This is a genomic window from Curtobacterium sp. NPDC088465, assembly GCF_044753165.1.
GTDB lineage: Bacteria > Actinomycetota > Actinomycetes > Actinomycetales > Microbacteriaceae > Curtobacterium.
Genome location: NZ_JBIVMR010000001.1, coordinates 1,032,851 through 1,052,368, shown reverse-complemented (window position 1 = coordinate 1,052,368; position 19,518 = coordinate 1,032,851). Strand labels below are relative to the sequence as shown.

Sequence of the window (19,518 nt, the reverse complement as noted above, 5' to 3'; positions counted from 1 at the left end):
TTCTCGCCACAGAGTCACCGCCGTATGCTGACCTCCACGCAACTCCGGCAGAGAAAGGTGTCGGGCCATCGCGCCCGGATCACATGAACTTCAAGCGCATCTTCCGCGGCCCGTACCTCTACGTGCTCATCGCGCTGGTCGGCATCTTCATCGGCTGGAGCGTGATCGCACAGTCCGGCACGCAGCAGATCGACACCCAGAAGGGTCTCGAGCAGCTCGCCGACGGCAAGGTCTCGTCCGTGGTCGTCAACTCGACCGAGCAGCGCGTCGACCTGACCCTCAAGGACGGCAACGCGAAGGAGCAGTTCTACTACTCCACGCCGCGTGGCGAAGAGGTCGTCTCGGCCGTCAACGACGCGAACCTGCCCGACGGGTACAACGACGTGGTGAACCAGGGCAACTGGTTCCTGTCGCTCCTCGGGATCATCCTGCCGTTCCTCATCATCGGCGCCCTGTTCTGGTTCCTGCTCTCGAGTGCCCAGGGCGGCGGCTCGAAGGTCATGCAGTTCGGCAAGTCGCGCGCGAAGATGAACAACAAGGAGAACCCGCAGGTCACCTTCGCCGACGTCGCCGGTTCGGACGAGGCGATCGAGGAGCTCCACGAGATCAAGGAGTTCCTGCAGGAGCCCGCGAAGTTCCAGGCGGTCGGCGCGAAGATCCCGAAGGGCGTGCTGCTGTACGGCCCTCCCGGCACCGGCAAGACCCTGCTCGCACGCGCCGTCGCGGGCGAGGCCGGCGTGCCGTTCTACTCGATCTCCGGTTCGGACTTCGTCGAGATGTTCGTCGGTGTCGGTGCGAGCCGCGTCCGTGACCTGTTCGAGCAGGCCAAGCAGAACGCCCCCGCGATCGTCTTCATCGACGAGATCGACGCCGTGGGCCGCCACCGTGGCGCCGGCATCGGCGGTGGCAACGACGAGCGCGAGCAGACGCTGAACCAGCTCCTCGTCGAGATGGACGGCTTCGACGGCAAGACGAACGTCATCCTCATCGCGGCGACGAACCGCCCCGACGTCCTCGACCCCGCGCTCCTGCGTCCGGGCCGCTTCGACCGCCAGATCGGCGTCGACGCCCCGAGCCTGCAGGGCCGCAAGCAGATCCTCGAGGTGCACGCGAAGGGCAAGCCGCTCGCTGCGAGCGTCGACCTCGAGCTCCTCGCCCGCAAGACGCCGGGCTTCACCGGTGCCGACCTGGCGAACGTCCTCAACGAGGCCGCCCTGCTCACCGCCCGGTCGAACGCGCAGCTCATCGACAACCGCGCCCTGGACGAGGCCGTCGACCGCGTCATGGCGGGTCCGCAGCGCCGCACGCGCATCATGTCCGACCAGGAGAAGCTGATCACGGCGTACCACGAGGGTGGTCACGCCCTGGCCGCCGCCGCGATGCGCCACACCGACCCGGTGACGAAGATCACGATCCTGCCGCGTGGTCGCGCCCTCGGCTACACGATGGTGCTCCCGCTCGAGGACAAGTACTCCGTGACCCGCAACGAGCTCCTCGACCAGCTCACCTACGCCATGGGTGGCCGCGTCGCCGAGGAGATCGTGTTCCACGACCCGACCACGGGTGCGTCGAACGACATCGAGAAGGCCACGTCGACCGCACGCAAGATGGTCACCGAGTACGGCATGAGTCGTGCCGTCGGTTCCGTCAAGCTCGGGTCGGGCTCGAGCGAGCCGTTCGTCGGCCGCGAGATGGGCGGCAGCAGCGGACGCGACTACTCGGAGAACATCGCCGAGACGGTCGACGCCGAGACCCGTGCCCTGCTCGAGGCGGCGCACGACGAGGCCTACCAGGTGCTCAACGACAACCGCGACATCCTCGACCGCCTGGCCGGCGAGCTCCTCGACAAGGAGACGCTGGACGCGCCGGAGCTCGTCGAGATCTTCAAGGACGTCCGCAAGCTCCCGGAGCGCCCGCAGTGGCTCTCGAGCGACCGTCGTCCGGTCTCGAACCTGCCCGCGATCGAGTTCCCGGGCAAGGCTGCGTCGACCGCGGCGGAGCAGGGCGACACCGAGTCGTCGTCGAAGCCTCGTCGTCGCCCGTTCGGCAACCCCGGTATCGCCCCCGCGTAGGCCGGCATGACCGACCTGCCGACGAGACGCTCCCGTCGCCTCGCCGAGGCGGACCGCGCCCGTGCCGCCGAGCACGAGGCGCGGACCGCCGCGGCGGAACTGCCGACGGTCGCGATCGACCTCCGTGCGCCGGCACCGGTGCCCGAGATCGTGACCGGCCGGCGGCGTGACCGCGCGTCGAGCGGCAGCGCCGGCGGACCGGACGACCGCACGCGGGTGATGGGCATCCTCAACGTCACGCCGGACTCGTTCAGCGACGGCGGCCTGCACCTGGCGGTCGACGCCGCGATCGCGCACGCCCGCGACCTCGTCCGCGCAGGAGCGGACCTGGTCGACGTCGGCGGCGAGTCGACCCGACCCGGTGCCGAGCGGGTGCCCGTGGCGGTCGAGCAGCAGCGCGTCCTGCCGGTCGTCCGGCAGCTCGTGTCCGAGGGCATCGCGGTGAGCGTCGACACCATGAACGCGTCGACCGCCGAGCGCGCGGTCGAGGCCGGCGCCGCGATCGTCAACGACGTCTCGGGCGGCCTCGCCGATGACGACATGGCGAGGGTCGTGCGCGACACCGGTGCCGGCTTCGTCGTGATGCACTGGCGTGGGCACAGCGACCGGATGCACCGGAACGCCGAGTACGCGCACGCGGTCGAGGAGGTCCGGCGCGAGGTCGAGCTCCGCGTCGCCGAACTGATCGTCCTCGGAATCCGCGAGGAGCAGGTGGTCATCGACCCCGGCCTCGGCTTCGCCAAGCACGGCGCCCAGAACTGGGAGATCCTGGCCGGGTACGAGCGCTTCGCCTCGATCGGCCTGCCGGTGCTCGTCGCCGCCTCTCGCAAGCGGTTCCTCGACGGTGTCGGCAGTGCTGCCGGCGCACCGCCGCGCGACCGCGACCTCGCCACCGCCGCCATCAGCCTGCTCGCCGCCGAACGCGGCGCGTGGGGGGTGCGCGTACACGACCCCGCACCGACCCGTGCGGTGCTCGACGTCTGGGATGCCTGGAGGGCAGCACGATCGTGAGGGACACCATCCGACTGACCGGGGTCCGTGCCCGGGGGAACCACGGCGTGTTCGACCACGAGCGCGCCGACGGCCAGGACTTCGTCGTCGACGTCGCGGTCGAGGTCGACGCCCGTGTGTCGTCGGGGTCCGACGACCTGGCCGACACCGTGCACTACGGGGTCGTCGCCGAGCAGGTCGTGGCCGAGATCGAGGGCGGGCCCGTCGACCTCATCGAGACCCTCGCCGAGCGCATCGCGTCCGCGGTCCTCACCCACCGGGCGGCGCTCGCGGTCGAGGTCACCGTGCACAAGCCCCAGGCGCCGATCACGGTGCCGTTCTCCGACGTCTCGATCACGATCCGCCGCACCCGCGGTGGATCGGTGTCCCACGAGGAAGAAGAGTGAGCCGGGCAGTCATCGCCCTCGGTGCGAACCTCGGGGACCGCGGGAGCACCCTGCGGGCCGCGGCGCAGGCGATCGCGGCCGTGCCGGGCATCCGGCCGGTGGCGTCGAGCCACGAGGTCGAGTCCGTCGCCCTGACGCTCGACGGGCTCGACGACAGCAAGCCCCGGTACCGCAACGGCGTCGTCGTGGTGGAGACCGACCTGGCGCCGCACGACCTGCTCGACGCCCTGCACCGCATCGAGGACGACCACGGACGCACCCGCGAGGTCCGCTGGGGCGACCGCACCCTCGACCTCGACGTGATCGCCGTCGACGACCTGCTGATCGACTCCGGGACGCTCACCGTCCCGCACCCGCGGGCGGGGGAGCGCGCGTTCGTGCTCGCACCGTGGCTCGACGCCGACCCGGACGCGGTCCTGCCCGGCGCCGGACGCGTCGCGGACCTGCTCGACGGACTCGGCGACGACACCGAGCGCGTCGACGAGCCCCGGCTCTTCGACGCCGTGCCCGGGTCGGGGTCCGCCGCGTGAACCCCACCCGCGCCTCCACCCTGATCAGCGTCGCGGTCGTCGCCGTCGTCGCCGGGTTCGCGCTCGACGCCGTCCTGGCCTCGCGCCAGGCGCCCACCCTGCTGCTCTCGACGCCCCTCGGCGTGACGCTCGCGCTGATCGGCGTCGCGGTCGTCGCGATGGCTCGACCCGTGCGCCGCCACGCCCGCGACGGCGCGACCCGGCAGCACCCCGTCGACCCGCTCTACGCCACGCGCGTGGTCGTCCTGGCGAAGGCCTCGAGCCTGGCCGGTGCGCTCTTCGGGGCGTTCGCGGCCGGGCTGTTGCTGTACCTCCTGACCAGGTCGGCCCTGCCGCCGCTAGGCTCGGTCCTGCCGAACGCCGTCGCGGTCGGGGGCGGTCTCGTGCTCGTGGTGTGTGCGCTCGTCGCCGAGCGGATGTGCATGGCGCCGCCACCGGGCGACGACGACGACGACCTGCCGCGGGGTGGGACGACGGCGAACTGACCGACGACCGCAGGAGGCCGTGATGCCGCTGGAACGACTCGACGAGCCGGGCCTCGGCCTGACCGGGACCACGTGGACGCGGGTGTCGCCGAAGCTCGTCTGGACGGAGCTCGTCAGCACGATCGTGGTCGGGGTCGTCGTGACCGCCGGGTGCGTGCTCTTCGCGGTGCTCTTCGGCGGGTTCGGGGGCGCCGCCGGCACGGTGTGGAGCTGCGTCGCGATCGTGGTCGCCCTCGTCGCGCTGGTCACCGCCGTCCTGACGCCCCGTCGGGTCCGAGCGATCGGCTACGCCCTGCGCGACGACGACCTCGTGCTGCGCCGCGGGCTCATGTGGCAGCGCTTCACCGCGGTGCCGTACGGCCGCATGCAGCTCGTCGACGTGAACCGCGGACCGCTCGACCGGATCCTCGGGCTCAGCGAGCTGAAGTTCGTCACCGCGGCCGCCGCGACCAACGTGCGGATCCCGGGCATCCCCGCCGCCGACGCCGACGAGCTGCGCGACCGGCTCGTCGAGCTCGCCGAGTCCCGCCGCGCCGGGCTCTAGGGAGTCGTCGTGACGTTCCGACCCGGACCGCCGCCGCCCGCGCCCCCGCGGCGTGGCGATGCTGCCGCTGCCGCTCCGCTGACCGACGGCGAGTGGCACCGCCTGCACCCGCTGACGCCGCTGCTCAAGGGCGGCATCTTCCTCATCGTGATCCTCGGGTACGTGCTCAACAACCTGCGGGACCAGCTCCTCGAGTTCTTCGTCCCGGGCGGCGCACCGCAGGACGACGGCGACCCGGTCCGCTACGTCTGGGAGCACGGCGCCGTCGGCTGGGTGCTGCTCGGGGTGGTCGTGCTCCTGCTGGTGCTCTTGGGGCTCTTCACCGTCTCCTGGCGGATGCACGAGTTCCGCGTGACCGGCGACGTGGTCGAGGTCCGCTCGGGCGTGCTGTTCCGCAGCCACCGCAAGGCGCGGCTCGACCGGATCCAGGGCATCAACATCTCGCGGCCGGTGGTCCCGCGGATCTTCGGGACGGCGAAGCTCGAGATCGCCCAGGCCGGCAACGACGCCAACGTGCAGCTCGCGTACCTGGGTGCGCGGGCAGCCGACGACCTCCGGCAGCGCATCCTCGTGCTCGCCTCCGGCGCGCAGGACGACGAGGAGACGGCCCGTCGCGACTCGAACGGCGTGCTGCAGGACCGTGTCGGCGAGCTCTTCTCGCCGGAGCTCGACCCCGCCGCCGTGCACGCGACGCGCATCGTCAAGGTGCACCCCGGACGCCTGATCGCGTCGATGCTGCTCTCCGGGACGACGGTGTTCTTCGTCGTGGTGATCGTCGCGATGATCGTCAGCATCGCGATCACGGGTGAGTACGGCATCCTGATCGGTCTGTTCCCGGTGGTGATCGGTGCCGGCGGCTACACCGTCCGGAAGTTCTCGCGCTCGCTGCAGTACACGATCGCCGAGACCCGCGACGGCATCCGGATCGGCTTCGGTCTCGTCTCGACGTCGAACGAGACGCTGCCGCCCGGGCGCATCCACGCGGTGAGCGTCGCGCAGCCGCTGCTCTGGCGTCCGTTCGGTTGGTGGGACGTCCGCATCAACCGTGCGACGAACGCCGGCAACGGGGCGTCGAACAACCAGCAGGTGTCCTCGATCGTGCTGCCGGTCGGTCGCGCCGAGGACGTCCGCGAGGTCCTCGACATCATCCTGCCGGGGCTCGTCGGCACCGCGGTCGCCGGACCGACGGCGTCGCGCGAGGAGCTCCGCGAGGGCTCGTCCGAGGCGGTCAACGTCGTCGACGACAGCCTCACGACGACGGGGGACCGCGGCGGGTTCGTGCACTCCCCGCGTCGCGGCGCCTGGCTCCGCCCGTTCTCGTTCCGCCGCAACGGCTACCGCTTCGTGCAGGGCGCGGTGCTGCTCCGTCTCGGAGCCGTCTGGCGCTCGCTCGTGATCGTGCCGCTGCCGCGCGTGCAGAGCGTCAAGGTCGAGCAGGGGCCGCTCGAGCGGGTGCTCCGGCTCGCGACCGCACACGTCCACACCGTGTCCGGTCCCGTCTCGGCGCGGATCGGCGCGCTGGACGCGCTCGACGCCCAGCGCCTCTGGTCGGAGAGCGCGCACCGCGCCGTCGAGGCCGCGGCGGTCGACACCACGCACCGCTGGCGCGCCCGGGAGGCCCGCCGCACCCCCGCCACACACGCCCCGGACGGACAGGTGGTGGCGACCGCCGCCGACGCAGCTCCCACGGGAACGTGGCGGGCCGACGGGGGGACGCAGGCCGTGCCTCCCGGCCGCTGGTCCGACGTGCCGCCGCCCGGAGCGCTCCGGTGAGGGCCGGACGACTCGGCGTCGGCATCGTCGGCGCGGGCCGGGTCGGACCGGTGCTCGGGGCGGCCCTGGCGAACGCCGAGCACGCCGTCGTCGGTGTGACGGCCGTCTCCGACGCGGGCCGCGACCGCGCCGAGGCGATGCTCCCCGGTGCCCCCGTCCTCGCGACCCCCGACCTGGTCGAGCGCAGCGAGCTCGTGCTGCTCGCCGTCCCGGACGACCAGCTCGCCGGACTCGTGCAGGGCCTGGCGGACGCCGGGATCTGGCAGCCGGGCCAGCTCGTCGTGCACACCAGTCCGGACCACGGTGTCGACGTCCTGCGGCCCGCCCTGTCGGCCGGCGCGATCCCGCTCGCGATCCACCCGGCGATGGCGTTCACCGGCACGAGCGTCGACCTCGCCCGGCTCCGGGACGCCCACTGCGCGGTGACCGCCCCGGCGCCCGTGCTGCCGATCGCCCAGGCGCTCGTGGTCGAGATGGGTGCGGAGCCGTTCGTCGTGTCCGAGCAGGACCGGCCGGCGTACGCGGATGCCGTGCGCGCCGCGGTGTCGTTCTCGACCGCCATCGTGGACCAGTCCGCCGGGACGCTGTCCGGCATCGGCGTCGAGCGCCCCGGACTCGTGCTCGGCGCCCTCGTGCGCTCGGCCGTCGACAACGCGCTGGCCGCGGCCGACGGTCGGGCGGACCACTAGCGCCCGCTCCCCGCCGACACCCGGCGGGCCCTGCACGCCGCTGCGGGCCACGAGGACGGGCGGGAGCGGAGCGGCCGGTACCATCGGTGCATCCCCACGACCCCATCGGAGCCGCACAGCATGACCGACGAGACCGCATCCGCCACCGAGCCCTCGGGCGACGGCCCCTCCGCCGAGGAGCTCGCCGCCGCCGAGACCAGCGAACAGCGACAGGTGCGGCTCGACAAGCGGGCGAAGCTGCTGGACGCCGGCATCGAGGCGTACCCGGCCGAGCTGCCGATCACCACGACGATCCCCGCCGTCCGCGAGCAGTACGCGCACCTCGAGACGGGCGAGGAGACGCAGGACGTCGTCGGGCTCGCCGGGCGCATCGTGTTCTCCCGCAACACCGGCAAGCTCTGCTTCGCGACGCTGCAGTCCGGTGACGGCGCCCGCGTGCAGGCGATGGTCTCGCTGGCCGAGGTCGGCGACGAGGCCCTGGCCCGCTGGAAGGAGTTCGTCGACCTCGGCGACCACGTCTTCGTGCACGGCCGTGTGATCTCCTCGCGTCGTGGCGAGCTGAGCATCATGGTCGACGAGTGGGCGATCGCGGCGAAGGCGATCCTGCCGCTGCCGAACCTGCACAACGAACTGAACGAGGAGACCCGGGTCCGCCAGCGGTACCTCGACCTGATCGTCCGCGACCAGGCCCGCGAGACCGTCCGCGCCCGTGCTGCCGTGATGTCCTCGCTGCGACACACGTTCACTGGGCACGACTACCTCGAGGTCGAGACCCCGATGCTGCAGACCCAGCACGGCGGCGCCTCGGCCCGACCCTTCGTCACGCACTCGAACGCCTTCGACACCGAGCTGTTCCTGCGCATCGCGCCGGAGCTCTTCCTGAAGCGCGCCGTCGTCGGCGGGATCGACCGGGTCTTCGAGATCAACCGGAACTTCCGGAACGAGGGCGCCGACTCGTCGCACTCGCCCGAGTTCGCGATGGTCGAGGCGTACCAGGCGTACGGCAACTACGAGCAGATGGCCGACCTGACCCAGGAGCTCGTGCAGAACGCGGCGAAGGCCGTCACCAGGGGCTCCCTCGTCGTGACGCTCGCCGACGGTTCCGAGTACGACCTCGGCGGCGAGTGGGCCCGCATGGACATGTACGGCTCGCTGTCCGAGGCCGCCGGGCGGGAGATCACCCCGGAGACCCCGCTGTCCGAGCTGGTCGCGCTCGCCGAGGCCGAGGGTGTCGAGGTCGCGCACGCCACCCACGGCAAGTACGTCGAGGAGCTGTGGGAGCACTTCCACGGGGACGACCTGCACGCGCCGACCTTCGTGATGAACTTCCCGGTCGACACCTCGCCGCTCACCCGCGAGCACCGCACCCGCCCCGGCGTGGTCGAGAAGTGGGACCTGTACGTCCGCGGCTTCGAGCTCGCGACGGCGTACTCCGAGCTCGTCGACCCCGTCGTGCAGCGCGAGCGCTTCGTCGAGCAGGCGAAGCTCGCCGCCGGTGGTGACCCCGAGGCGATGCGCGTCGACGAGGACTTCCTGCGCGCACTCGAGCACGCCATGCCGCCGTCGGGTGGCATGGGCATGGGGATCGACCGCCTGCTCATGGCGATCACCGGCCTCGGCATCCGCGAGACGATCCTGTTCCCGCTGGTGAAGTAGGGACGCGACCGGAGACGGACGGGAGGCGCGGTGCCGGCTGGCACCGCGCCTCCCGTCCGTGCGGGCCCCGTCGCGGGCAGGTGGCGGTCACCGGGGCGAGGTACGATGCTCCGGTGCCAGATGGAGTCGTGACCGGGATCATCTTCGCCGTGACGCCGACCGTCGTCGTCGGCCTGATCTTCTGGTTCGTGATGCGCGCGATCATGCGGGCCGACCGCACCGAGCGGTCCGCGTACGCCAAGGTCGAGGCCGAGGAGCGAGCGCGCTTCGAGCGCGAGCACGGCCGTCCGGCCCCCGCGCCGAGCTCGGCGGAGTAGCCCTCCCCGGCAGTCCGTCACCACCCGTTCACCGACGGGTGCTGCAGTGACGTGGTGACCGCACGTCCCTCGCCGTCGTCGACCCCCTCGGACCCGGCTGATCTCGACCCCGAGGACGCCTTCGGGCACTCCGTCCTGCCCGACGCCGCACGTGACGCGGTCTGGCAGGACGATGACGACGACGACGTCGACGTCTGAGCGCCCGGCGTCGGTCACCGACCGTTCACCCGGTCGTCGCCGGGCGGTCGTCCGCGCGGGTGAGCATCGTCCGCATGTCCATCACGCACGTCTTCACCGGCCGCAGCCTCGTCGGCGACATCGAGAGCGAGTACGACGAGTTCGACCTCGACGCCGACCTCGAGGTCGCCGAGCGACGGGACGGGTGGCTCGAACCCTCCTGGTGACACCGAGCCCCTGCGCTCTTCGGGGTACGGCACCCGGATCACGATGATCCGGAACGCCGTACCCCTTTTCCGTGTCCGCTCGGCGCAGCGGTCCGGGGTACACGCCTTCGATCGTCGATGAAACATCCCTGTAACACCGGAAACACGGCGACATCCCCTTGTGCGCGGGCATCTGACGGGGCCATGCTGACACCAGGCCTGTACCCCGCGGGGGACAGTTCTGCGGGTGAAGCACGACGTTCCCTGGGAATCGATCCGATCGGTTTGTGGGGTACACCTCGGGACCGCTTTACTCGTCAACACCCCCCACCGAGGCCATCACCGTCGAACCGCAGGGAGAGTCACCATGACGATCGCGACCGCAGCACCGAAGACGACGACCACTGGCACCACCGCGCGCCGCAGCAAGAAGGCAGCAGCCGCGAAGACCGCCGTCACCGCGGTGGAGACCACCACGCTCGACGCCGTCGAGGTCGAGGCCGACGAGCAGCTCGCGGGTGTCCGCGGCGCCTCGGTCGACCAGGTCGGCGACTACCTGCGCCACATCGGGCGCCTCTCGCTCCTGACCGCCGAGGAAGAGGCGGACATCGCCCGCCGCATCGAGGTCGGTCTGTTCGCCGAGGAGAAGCTCGCCACCGAGGCCGGCATCGACAAGACGCTGCAGCGCGAGCTGCGCTGGCTCGTCCGCGACGGTGAGCGCGCCAAGGAGCGCATGATCACCTCGAACCTCCGACTCGTCGTGAGCATCGCGAAGCGGTACTCGCAGCGCGGTCTGCCGTTCATGGACGTCATCCAGGAGGGCAACCTCGGTCTGGTCCGCGCGGTCGAGAAGTTCGACTTCACGCAGGGCTACAAGTTCTCGACCTACGCCACCTGGTGGATCCGCCAGGCGATCTCGCGTGGTCTCGCCGACAAGGCGCGCACCATCCGCATCCCGGTGCACACCGTCGAGCTCATCAACAAGATCTCGCGCACCGAGCGTGACCTGACCGTCGACCTCGGCCGCGCGCCGATGCCCGACGAGGTCGCCGCCGAGCTCAGCATGACCACCGAGGAGCTCCTCGACCTCAAGGGCCGCTCGCACGAGCCGGTGTCGATCCACACCGTCGTCGGTGACTCCGACGACAGCGAGCTCGGCGACTTCATCGAGGACGAGGACGCCGCGAGCCCGAACGAGCTGACCGAGACGACGCTCCTGCACCGCGACATCCGGTCGATCGTCTCCGAGCTGCCGACCGACGAGGCCAACGTCATCCGCATGCGCTACGGCCTGGACGACGACAAGCCGATGACGCTCGACGAGATCTCGAAGATCGTGCACACCACGCGCCAGGCGGTCAGCCGCGTCGAGTCGCGTGCCAAGCTGCGCCTGTTCGCGAAGGCCGTGAGCCAGGACATGCAGCTGTACCTGACCGACTGAGGTCAGCAGGCTTCGGCCGGCGCGTGAGCGTCGGCACGGGGAACCGGGTCGTCCTGTGGGAAGGCGGGCCGGTGGGGTGATGGGACGGCCCGTCCAGGCACTGCCTGGGCGGGCCACTTCGCTGTCCGGGGCGCTGCGGTCCCGCCCTGTCGTTGCCTGGGCTAGTCCTCGATCTCGCGGCCGAGCTTCTGGCGCAGGTCCTGCGGGATGAGCTCGATGAGCTGGTCCGGGCGGACCGGCAGGTCGAGCAGGCTGAGCTTCACGCGGCCGGTGCGTCCGTGCCGCTCGGCGTCCAGGCGCACCACGCTGCCGGCGTCCTTCCGCAGCCGGATGTCGATCTGCGCGCCGGTGGCGACCTCGCCCACGACGAGGCCGTCGACCTCGAGGGCCGCGCTCCGGGTCCCCTCGGCGATGTCGAAGCGGTAGCGCTCCCGTGCCGCCAGGACGACGGCGCGGTCGATGCCCGCCATCGGGGCGACCGGCGTCACCACGGAGCCGGAGAGCGCCGGGGAGAGCACGGGGCCGCCGGCCGCGTAGTTGTACGCGGTGGACCCGGCGGGGGTCGCGGCGACGATGGCGTCCGCACGGTAGTACCCGTAGCCGAGCCCGTTCACGCTGAGGTCGGCGGACACCTGCCCGGCTCCCGGCCGTCGCACGATCGTCAGGTCGTTGAACGCCAGGTAGTCCGTCCGCGCGCCACCCCACGACAGCCGGGCCTCGAGTGCGTGGTGCGGTTCGAGCTGGTACTCGCCGGCGGACAACCGGTCGAGGGCGGCCTCGAGCTCGGGCGGTTCGATCTCGACCAGGAAGCCGACGTTGCCGTAGTTCACGCCGAGCACGGGCACCGGGCGCTTCGCCACGAGCCGCATCGCACCGAGCATCGTGCCGTCCCCACCGAGCGCGACGACGAGGTCGACCTGGTCGGTGAAGTCGTCGTCGCCGATCACCTCGACGTCGCCGCCGATGCGCTGGGCGTCCGCCCGCCGGGCGACGAGCCGGCCCAGTCCGGAGGCGTTCCACCCCTGCAGGGTCGCGATCGACTCCTGCACGTTCTTGGTGGGGTGGACGACGAGTCCGACGACGGGCTGCTCCATGCCCAGATCGTAACCGTCCGGGCCTGGTCGACGGCAGGTGCGGAGGTCGCGGGCCACCGGGCGAAGAGAGGTCACGCCCACGGCGAACAGGGGCAGCCCTGCGGGGGTCCGCTGGTTAGTCTCGATGTACGTCACCGAGCTCCCACGAGCCCGGCAAGGGAGAGCACATGTTCGAGAGATTCACCGACCGAGCCCGTCGTGTTGTCGTCCTCGCTCAAGAAGAAGCGAAGATGCTCAACCACAACTACATCGGCACCGAGCACATCCTCCTCGGCCTCATCCACGAGGGCGAGGGCGTCGCCGCCAAGGCGCTGGAGTCGCTCGGCATCTCGCTCGATGCCGTCCGCGAGCAGGTCCAGGACATCATCGGGCAGGGCCAGCAGCAGCCGACCGGGCACATCCCGTTCACGCCGCGCGCCAAGAAGGTGCTCGAGCTGTCCCTGCGCGAGGCGCTGCAGCTCGGCCACAACTACATCGGGACCGAGCACATCCTGCTCGGCCTCATCCGCGAGGGCGAGGGCGTCGCCGCCCAGGTCCTCGTCAAGCTCGGTGCGGACCTCAACCGCGTCCGTCAGCAGGTCATCCAGCTCCTGTCCGGGTACCAGGGCAAGGAAGCGGTCGCCGTCGGCGGCGAGCAGCAGCAGAACGCCCAGCAGGGTTCGCAGGTCCTCGACCAGTTCGGTCGGAACCTCACCCAGGCGGCGCGCGACGGCAAGCTCGACCCGGTCATCGGGCGCGAGAAGGAGATGGAGCGGGTCATGCAGATCCTCTCCCGCCGCTCCAAGAACAACCCCGTCCTGATCGGTGAGCCGGGCGTCGGCAAGACCGCGGTCGTCGAGGGCCTCGCCCAGGCGATCGTCAAGGGTGACGTCCCGGAGACGCTGAAGGACAAGCAGCTCTACTCGCTCGACCTCGGGTCACTCATCGCCGGGTCCCGCTACCGCGGTGACTTCGAGGAGCGCCTCAAGAAGGTCACGAAGGAGATCCGCACCCGCGGCGACATCATCGTCTTCATCGACGAGATCCACACGCTCGTCGGTGCCGGTGCTGCCGAGGGCGCGATCGACGCCGCGTCGATCCTCAAGCCGCTCCTCGCCCGCGGTGAGCTGCAGACGGTCGGTGCGACCACGCTCGACGAGTACCGCAAGCACTTCGAGAAGGACGCCGCACTCGAGCGTCGCTTCCAGCCGGTGCAGGTCAACGAGCCGTCGCTGCCGCACGCGATCAACATCCTCAAGGGCCTCCGCGACAAGTACGAGGCGTTCCACAAGGTGTCCATCACCGACGGCGCGATCGTCGCCGCGGCGAACCTGGCGGACCGCTACGTGCAGGACCGCTTCCTGCCGGACAAGGCCATCGACCTGATCGACGAGGCCGGCGCACGCCTCCGCCTGTCGATCCTGTCGGCGCCGCCGGAGCTCCGCGAGTTCGACGAGAAGATCTCGACGGTCCGCGGACAGAAGGAAGCCGCGATCGAGGAGCAGGACTTCGAGAAGGCCGCGAGCCTGCGCGACGAGGAGAAGAAGCTCCTCGGCGAGCGTCTCCGCCTCGAGAAGCAGTGGCGTGCGGGTGACGTCGCCGCGTCCGGCACCGTCGACGAGGGCATCATCGCCGAGGTCCTGGCGCAGGCCACGGGCATCCCGGTGTTCAAGCTCACGGAGGAGGAGACCTCGCGTCTCGTCTTCATGGAGAAGGCCCTGCACGAGCGCGTCATCGGTCAAGAGGAAGCCATCTCGGCCCTCTCGAAGACGATCCGCCGCACCCGTGCCGGTCTGAAGGACCCGAACCGCCCCTCGGGCTCGTTCATCTTCGCCGGCCCCACGGGCGTCGGGAAGACCGAGCTCGCCAAGGCGCTCGCCGAGTTCCTGTTCGACGACGAGGGCGCGCTGATCTCCCTCGACATGTCGGAGTTCGGTGAGAAGCACACGGTCTCGCGACTGTTCGGTGCCCCTCCCGGGTTCGTCGGCTTCGAGGAGGGCGGCCAGCTCACCGAGAAGGTGCGCCGCAAGCCGTTCTCCGTGGTCCTGTTCGACGAGATCGAGAAGGCCCACCCGGACATCTTCAACTCGCTGCTGCAGGTCCTCGAAGAGGGTCGTCTGACCGATGGTCAGGGCCGCGTGGTCGACTTCAAGAACACCGTCATCATCATGACCACGAACCTCGGTTCGCAGGGCATCGCGGGTGGCCCGGTGGGCTTCCAGGTCGAGGGTGACTCGGCCGTCGGCTACGACCGCATGCGCTCGAAGGTGAACGAGGAGCTCAAGAAGCACTTCAAGCCCGAGTTCCTGAACCGTGTCGATGACACGATCGTGTTCCCGCAGCTCTCGCAGTCCGAGCTGCTGCAGATCGTGGACCTCTTCGTGAAGCGCCTGGCGGACCGCCTGCTGGACCGCGACATGACGGTGGAGCTGACGCTCGCCGCCAAGGAGCAGCTCATCAAGGTCGGCTTCGACCCGGCACTCGGTGCTCGTCCGCTGCGTCGCGCGATGCAGCACGAGGTCGAGGACCAGCTGTCCGAGCACATCCTGCAGGGTGAGCTGAACGCGGGCGACCACGTGAAGGTCGACTTCGTGGACGGGAAGTTCGACTTCGAGACCGGGCGTCAGCCGGGTCGCGAGGAGGTCCTCGCCGGGGCTCCCGCAGTCGAGTCCGCGGAGACCCCGCAGGGCGAGATCGAGTCCTAGGACCGGTTCCACTCGGACGGGAGGCGCGGTGCCGGCTGGCACCGCGCCTCCCTCGCAAGCTCGGTCGGCGCACCCCGCGCAACGCTTCGCGTTGCACCAAGCGGGGTGCGCCCGTCCGTTCGTGGTCGCGGATCCGTGTGCGGGTTCCGGCGTGCGCTGCGGACGCGACCCCCGGGCGGGGGGTACCGTTGTTCGTGCGAGGGTTCCCCCCAACACCTCGCGACCGACGTCCGGCTGGTTCCCCCAACAGGTCGGACGTCAGTGGCCCCGGTCTCCCCCCGACCGGGGCCACTTCTCGTTCCGGTGAGTGTCCGTCAGCCGAGCGTCGCGGCGAACTCCCTGACGGCGCGCTCCCAGCGCTCCGGGTCCTCGTTCCACTCGAGCGTGTGCCGGGCGTGCGCGAAGGTCTCGACCCGGGCGCCGCGGGCGCGGTGCGTCTCGACGTCGGCCGCTGCCACCAGGGCATCGGCCGTCGAGTGCAGCAGGAGGGTCGGCGTGCGGTCGTCCTGCCAGCGGGTGACCGTGAGGGGGTAGGGCACCCCGGCGAGGCGGCTGAGACCCGGTGTGGTCGCGATCCGTCCCGCGACCACACCGACGGCCGCCGGGAAGCGCGCGGTCGTCACGGCGCCGCGCAGGGCCGACCGGACGTCGAGGAGCGGTGCGACCCCGACGATGCCGTCGACCGGCGTGCGTGCCGCCGCGGCGGAGGCAGCGAGGGCGCCGGCCGACCAACCCTGCAGCACCACCCGTTCGGCGCCGCGGGCACGCGCGGCGTGCGCGGCGGCGGCGACGCGATCGACCGCGGCGGGATCGAGGGAGCGCAGCGGCAGGTCGGACGTGTCGACCACCTGGTTGGAGGCGCCGAGCTCCCGCCAGACGCGCAGGCCACGCAGGACCTGCTGCGGGCCGAGCGACTGCCCGTGCACGTGAACGACGTGGGTGCGCCCGACGACGCCGTCCGGTTCGGTGCCCGGGACGGACCGCTCGTCGGCGTACACCAGCTCGGACTCCGGGGGCACGAACGGTGCGGGGCGGAGGAGCCGGCGTGCGGCGGCGGCCCCGAGGGCGACGCTGCCGGCGGTGGCGATCACGGTGCCGGTGACGGCGGTGCGGACGAGCTGCATGGTGTCCACCCTGCCAGGGTGACGTGTGCATGCGGTCCCGCCCACAGCGGAACGGGAGGCGCGGTGCCAGCCGGCACCGCGCCTCCCGTCCGTCGTGCTGCGGGTCCTAGGCCTGCACGTCGCCGCGCCAGCCCGGCTCGGTCGGGGCGTTCTCGACGCGCTCCTTGTAGTTCTGCAGGTCCTTCTTGACCGCGTGGCCGCCGACACCGACGGCGGAGCCGAGCTTCTCGAGGAAGCCCGACGGCTCCCAGTCGATCTGCGCGGTGACGCGGGTCTCGTTGTCGGACAGCTTGTGGAACGTGACCACGCCCGCGTGGTCGGTGTCGCCGTCCTTGACGGTCCACGCGACGCGCTCGTCCGGGTGCTGCTCGGTGATGACGGCGCGGAACTCGCGCTCCTGACCGGCGACCTTGACGGTCCAGTCGGTGGTCTTGTCGTCGACCTGGGCGATCTTCTCGACCTCGTCGAGGAAGTGGGGGAACTCCTCGAACCGGGTCCACTGGTCGTAGGCCTGGCGGACGGGGACGTTGACGTCGACGGTCTCGATGATCTGGGGCATGGTCGCTCCTTCGTTTCGTCGTGCTCTTCGGGTTCGTGACCGACGCTATGCCGCTCCGGCTGGAGGGTCCCCAGGGCAGTGTCCCCCTGCTGCGCCGTATGCTCGACGGGATGAGTGGCAACGGGAAGCACGCGTTCGACGAACGGGACGAGCACGGCATCCGGGTGCGCCCGGCCCTGGCCTCGGACGTGCCGCACATCCAGCGGCTCATCGCTCCGTACGTCGACCGGCGCATCCTGCTCGGCAAGGAGAACGTCGCGCTCTACGGCTCGATCCAGCAGTTCCGGATCGCCGAGGGGCCGGACGGCACGCCGATCGGCTGCGGTGCCCTCGCCGTGTTCTGGGACGACATCGCCGAGGTCCGCACGCTCGCGCTCGACGCCGACTGGATCCACAAGCGGGTCGGCCACCGGATGCTCGAGGCGCTCGAGCACGACGCCCGGGAGCTCGGCGTCGCCCGTATCTTCTGCCTGACCTTCGAGGTCGAGTTTTTCGCGAAGCACGGGTACCTGGAGATCGGCGAGCAGGTCGTGTCGCCGGACGTGTACGCCGAGCTCGTGCGCTCGTCGGACGAGGGGGTCGCGGAGTTCCTCGACCTCGCCCGGGTGAAGCCGAACACGCTCGGCAACACCCGCATGTTGAAGATCCTCTGACCGGGATCCGCTGACCGAGATCCTTCGGTTGTTCGGGGGCCACTGATCGGCGATCCGCTGCCTGTGGATTGCTGACGCGTTCGGTGGCGCATCGGCGTCGCGTCGCGGCGGAGAGACCCGTTCGCCCTACCCTGTGCGCATGTCGTCGTTCCGTCACCCTGTCGGACCCGAGTCGTCCGGTGTCTACTGGCGTCGTCGCGCGCTCGTCGCCGGCGTGCTGCTGCTCGTCGTCGTGGTGGTCGTGCTGATCGTGGTCGGGCGGGGGAGTGGGGCCTCGTCCGCGTCGGCGCCGGGGGCCTCGCCGTCGGCTGGCGATGGGGCCTCGCTCGCCCCGTCCGCGTCCGGGGATCCGACTGCTCCGGCCGGCGCCGGGGCGTCACCCGCCCCGTCGGCGTCCGCCACGGCACCCGCTTCGGCCTCCGGTGACGCCACGACGTGCTCCGAGGACCAGATCGAGCTCACGCCGGTCGTCGACAAGGGCACCTACGGGCCGACCGAGGACCCGCAGATCGCGATGTCGATCACGAACACCGGCTCGGACTCGTGCCACATGGACCTCGGCTCGGCGCAGCAGGTCCTGACGATCAGCTCCGGGCAGGAGCAGTACTGGTCGTCGAAGGACTGCCAGACGGGCGGGACGAACCAGGACGTCACGATCAAGGCGGGGCAGGAACTCACCACGCCGGCGATCGCCTGGGACCGCACGCGCTCGTCGACGACCACGTGCGACGGTGCTCGGCCGTCGGTGCCCGGTGGCGGGGCGAGCTACCACCTGCAGGTGTCGGTGGGGGACCTGGAGTCGAAGGAGTCGGCGCAGTTCGTGCTGAACTGAGCTGATACGCCGCGCGTGCTAGCCTGAACGCAAGTGGATTGGGAATGCCCGATCGGCGTCCGACCCCCGGCTCTGCCGGGGGTTTTCGCTTGTCCGGAGCGGGGTCCCGCTGCTCAGGGGTAGACCTTCAGTCCCCACCCAGCGACGGAGCCGCCCGGAGACTTCGGCATCCGTTGCAGGATTCGTTCCCAAGCCCGGTTCGTCCTGTCCGGGTGCAGAAGGTGGGTGCCGATCGGCCTGGCTACGAGATCAGCCAGCTGCAGACCGGTGCTGTTCGCTTGTTTGTGGGCGATGCAGAAGCGGAAGGTCTCGGGCATGCCGCGCATCTTGGTTCGTCGCATGATGCGGTCGAACTCGTCCTCGAGCTCTCGATCCTCCAACCGTCCGCGGCTCTCGAACACGACCGTTGTCTCGCGGCGTGAGACGCCCCGAGCCTGCAGCTGGAGGAAGACCCGCTCAAGACCGTACTCGAGTGCGACGTGGTACGGGCTCGTGTCCAGCCCGACGCGATCCCGGAACTCGGTCTTCCTGATCGCCGTGGCCACGACGCCGAACCGTTCTTCGAAGAGTTGATCGATGCGGCTCATGAAGGCCGCCCTCGTCTCGGCGTTGAGCAGAATGTCGAAAGGCGGCTTCGACTGGCGAATCTCGCGTTCGTGCAACACGACCATGTCGTGGTTGAAGAAGTCGAACTTCAGGCGTTGCACCAGCGGTACGATCCGGTCGACGTAGAGGTCAATGGGGAAGATCGAGAAGGCGAGCACGAACATCGGGTAGTCCGGGTTGATGCTGGTGAGACTGTGATCCCCGCTCTCGTCGACGTAGACCACGAAGCCGCTCCCCATGAAACGGCAGCATATCAGCAGGCGTCCCCTGCGCTCGTGCGCCGATGGTCTGCGTCTCAAGGGGCTGCGGCGCGCCCGGCACGTCATCCAAGTGACGCACTCCGCGCCGGGAGCTGTCCACGCTGCGTCATGCTGACAGAGTGTCGGATCAAGGAATCGTGCGGGAGTCAGCCTCGGCCTACGAGCGTGATCACGGCGTCGAGCCGGTGAAGATCGCGACGCTCAAGGGGCTCCGGAAGCGCGCGAAGCGCGGTCTGTTCGAGCCCGCGGACGACACGATCTGGTCGGACGGCGTCCGGAGCGAGTAGCGGCGCTGCTGCCGAGGGGCTGCTCCCGCACCTCCTCCTAGAGCTGCTCCTCGACTGAACCCGGTTCGAGTCCGGTCATGAAGTCGTCGAGGAACGTCTGCATGTCGAACGGCTGCGCGCTGTCTTCCGGTC

Annotated in this window: 21 protein-coding genes; 17 read left to right on the top strand and 4 right to left on the bottom strand. The window is 70.6% G+C overall.

The window, feature by feature from the left end; translation table 11 throughout:
- The first annotated feature begins 83 nt into the window (after positions 1-83).
- From ftsH to ACIP6W_RS04775, 13 genes are all read left to right on the top strand, one after another.
- Positions 84-2,072, top strand: a complete 1,989-nt coding sequence (gene ftsH, locus ACIP6W_RS04835) for an ATP-dependent zinc metalloprotease FtsH (protein ID WP_066651404.1) — start codon at positions 84-86, stop codon at positions 2,070-2,072.
- A gap of 6 nt (positions 2,073-2,078) precedes the next feature.
- A complete protein-coding gene (gene folP / locus ACIP6W_RS04830; protein WP_235426409.1) occupies positions 2,079-3,083 on the top strand; it encodes a dihydropteroate synthase in 1,005 nt (334 codons plus the stop codon).
- The gene (gene folB / locus ACIP6W_RS04825) at positions 3,080-3,469 is read left to right on the top strand and encodes a dihydroneopterin aldolase (RefSeq protein ID WP_066651406.1); all 390 of its coding nucleotides are present in this window, start codon (positions 3,080-3,082) and stop codon (positions 3,467-3,469) included. Before folP ends, folB begins: the two co-directional genes overlap by 4 nt.
- Positions 3,466-3,999, top strand: coding sequence for a 2-amino-4-hydroxy-6-hydroxymethyldihydropteridine diphosphokinase (folK, locus tag ACIP6W_RS04820; RefSeq protein ID WP_235426411.1), 534 nt, complete (start codon positions 3,466-3,468; stop codon positions 3,997-3,999). The genes folB and folK overlap by 4 nt, the downstream gene beginning before the upstream one ends.
- Entirely contained in the window at positions 3,996-4,484 is a 489-nt protein-coding gene (locus tag ACIP6W_RS04815; RefSeq protein ID WP_066651410.1) for a DUF3180 domain-containing protein, read from the top strand. The genes folK and ACIP6W_RS04815 overlap by 4 nt, the downstream gene beginning before the upstream one ends.
- 22 nt (positions 4,485-4,506) lie before the next feature.
- Positions 4,507-5,028, top strand: a complete 522-nt coding sequence (locus ACIP6W_RS04810; protein ID WP_066651411.1) for a PH domain-containing protein — start codon at positions 4,507-4,509, stop codon at positions 5,026-5,028.
- Between the two features lie 9 nt (positions 5,029-5,037).
- Positions 5,038-6,801 (top strand): PH domain-containing protein, encoded by a 1,764-nt coding sequence (locus ACIP6W_RS04805; RefSeq protein ID WP_081984531.1) that lies wholly within the window; start codon positions 5,038-5,040, stop codon positions 6,799-6,801.
- Entirely contained in the window at positions 6,798-7,490 is a 693-nt protein-coding gene (locus ACIP6W_RS04800) for a Rossmann-like and DUF2520 domain-containing protein (RefSeq protein WP_235426412.1), read from the top strand. Before ACIP6W_RS04805 ends, ACIP6W_RS04800 begins: the two co-directional genes overlap by 4 nt.
- Positions 7,491-7,610: 120 nt before the next feature.
- Positions 7,611-9,146 (top strand): lysine--tRNA ligase, encoded by a 1,536-nt coding sequence (gene lysS / locus ACIP6W_RS04795; protein WP_400428498.1) that lies wholly within the window; start codon positions 7,611-7,613, stop codon positions 9,144-9,146.
- 113 nt (positions 9,147-9,259) lie between these two features.
- On the top strand, positions 9,260-9,463 hold the full coding sequence (locus ACIP6W_RS04790) for a hypothetical protein (protein WP_066651415.1): 204 nt from the start codon (positions 9,260-9,262) through the stop codon (positions 9,461-9,463).
- A 54-nt stretch (positions 9,464-9,517) separates the two neighbouring features.
- A complete protein-coding gene (locus tag ACIP6W_RS04785) occupies positions 9,518-9,661 on the top strand; it encodes a hypothetical protein (protein ID WP_271826630.1) in 144 nt (47 codons plus the stop codon).
- Positions 9,662-9,735: 74 nt separating this feature from the next.
- Positions 9,736-9,867: a hypothetical protein gene (locus ACIP6W_RS04780; protein ID WP_268746767.1), complete on the top strand. Its 132-nt coding sequence runs from the start codon at positions 9,736-9,738 to the stop codon at positions 9,865-9,867.
- 346 nt (positions 9,868-10,213) lie between these two features.
- On the top strand, positions 10,214-11,287 hold the full coding sequence (locus ACIP6W_RS04775; RefSeq protein WP_209684601.1) for a sigma-70 family RNA polymerase sigma factor: 1,074 nt from the start codon (positions 10,214-10,216) through the stop codon (positions 11,285-11,287).
- 161 nt (positions 11,288-11,448) lie between these two features.
- Here ACIP6W_RS04775 and ACIP6W_RS04770 read toward each other — a convergent pair whose 3' ends face one another.
- Entirely contained in the window at positions 11,449-12,381 is a 933-nt protein-coding gene (locus tag ACIP6W_RS04770) for an NAD(+)/NADH kinase (RefSeq protein ID WP_066651419.1), read from the bottom strand.
- A 167-nt stretch (positions 12,382-12,548) separates the two neighbouring features.
- Between ACIP6W_RS04770 and ACIP6W_RS04765 the strand changes: the two genes are divergently transcribed.
- Entirely contained in the window at positions 12,549-15,065 is a 2,517-nt protein-coding gene (locus tag ACIP6W_RS04765) for an ATP-dependent Clp protease ATP-binding subunit (RefSeq protein ID WP_066651428.1), read from the top strand.
- Between the two features lie 314 nt (positions 15,066-15,379).
- On the opposite strand, the gene ACIP6W_RS04760 is transcribed toward ACIP6W_RS04765, so the two are convergent.
- Together ACIP6W_RS04760 and ACIP6W_RS04755 are read right to left on the bottom strand one after the other, a co-directional pair.
- The gene (locus ACIP6W_RS04760; RefSeq protein ID WP_400428495.1) at positions 15,380-16,198 is read right to left on the bottom strand and encodes a hypothetical protein; all 819 of its coding nucleotides are present in this window, start codon (positions 16,196-16,198) and stop codon (positions 15,380-15,382) included.
- A gap of 97 nt (positions 16,199-16,295) precedes the next feature.
- A complete protein-coding gene (locus tag ACIP6W_RS04755; protein WP_400428493.1) occupies positions 16,296-16,748 on the bottom strand; it encodes an SRPBCC family protein in 453 nt (150 codons plus the stop codon).
- A gap of 110 nt (positions 16,749-16,858) precedes the next feature.
- Here ACIP6W_RS04755 and ACIP6W_RS04750 point away from each other — a divergent pair, with 110 nt between their 5' ends.
- Positions 16,859-17,401, top strand: coding sequence for an amino-acid N-acetyltransferase (locus tag ACIP6W_RS04750; RefSeq protein ID WP_209684599.1), 543 nt, complete (start codon positions 16,859-16,861; stop codon positions 17,399-17,401).
- A 139-nt stretch (positions 17,402-17,540) separates the two neighbouring features.
- Positions 17,541-18,233, top strand: coding sequence for a hypothetical protein (locus ACIP6W_RS04745; RefSeq protein ID WP_209684598.1), 693 nt, complete (start codon positions 17,541-17,543; stop codon positions 18,231-18,233).
- A 113-nt stretch (positions 18,234-18,346) separates the two neighbouring features.
- Here the strand turns inward: ACIP6W_RS04745 and ACIP6W_RS04740 are convergent, their stop codons facing one another.
- Entirely contained in the window at positions 18,347-19,078 is a 732-nt protein-coding gene (locus ACIP6W_RS04740; protein WP_066651435.1) for a DUF3800 domain-containing protein, read from the bottom strand.
- Between the two features lie 158 nt (positions 19,079-19,236).
- Between ACIP6W_RS04740 and ACIP6W_RS04735 the strand changes: the two genes are divergently transcribed.
- Positions 19,237-19,386 (top strand): hypothetical protein, encoded by a 150-nt coding sequence (locus ACIP6W_RS04735; protein WP_158407719.1) that lies wholly within the window; start codon positions 19,237-19,239, stop codon positions 19,384-19,386.
- Positions 19,387-19,518 lie beyond the last annotated feature (132 nt).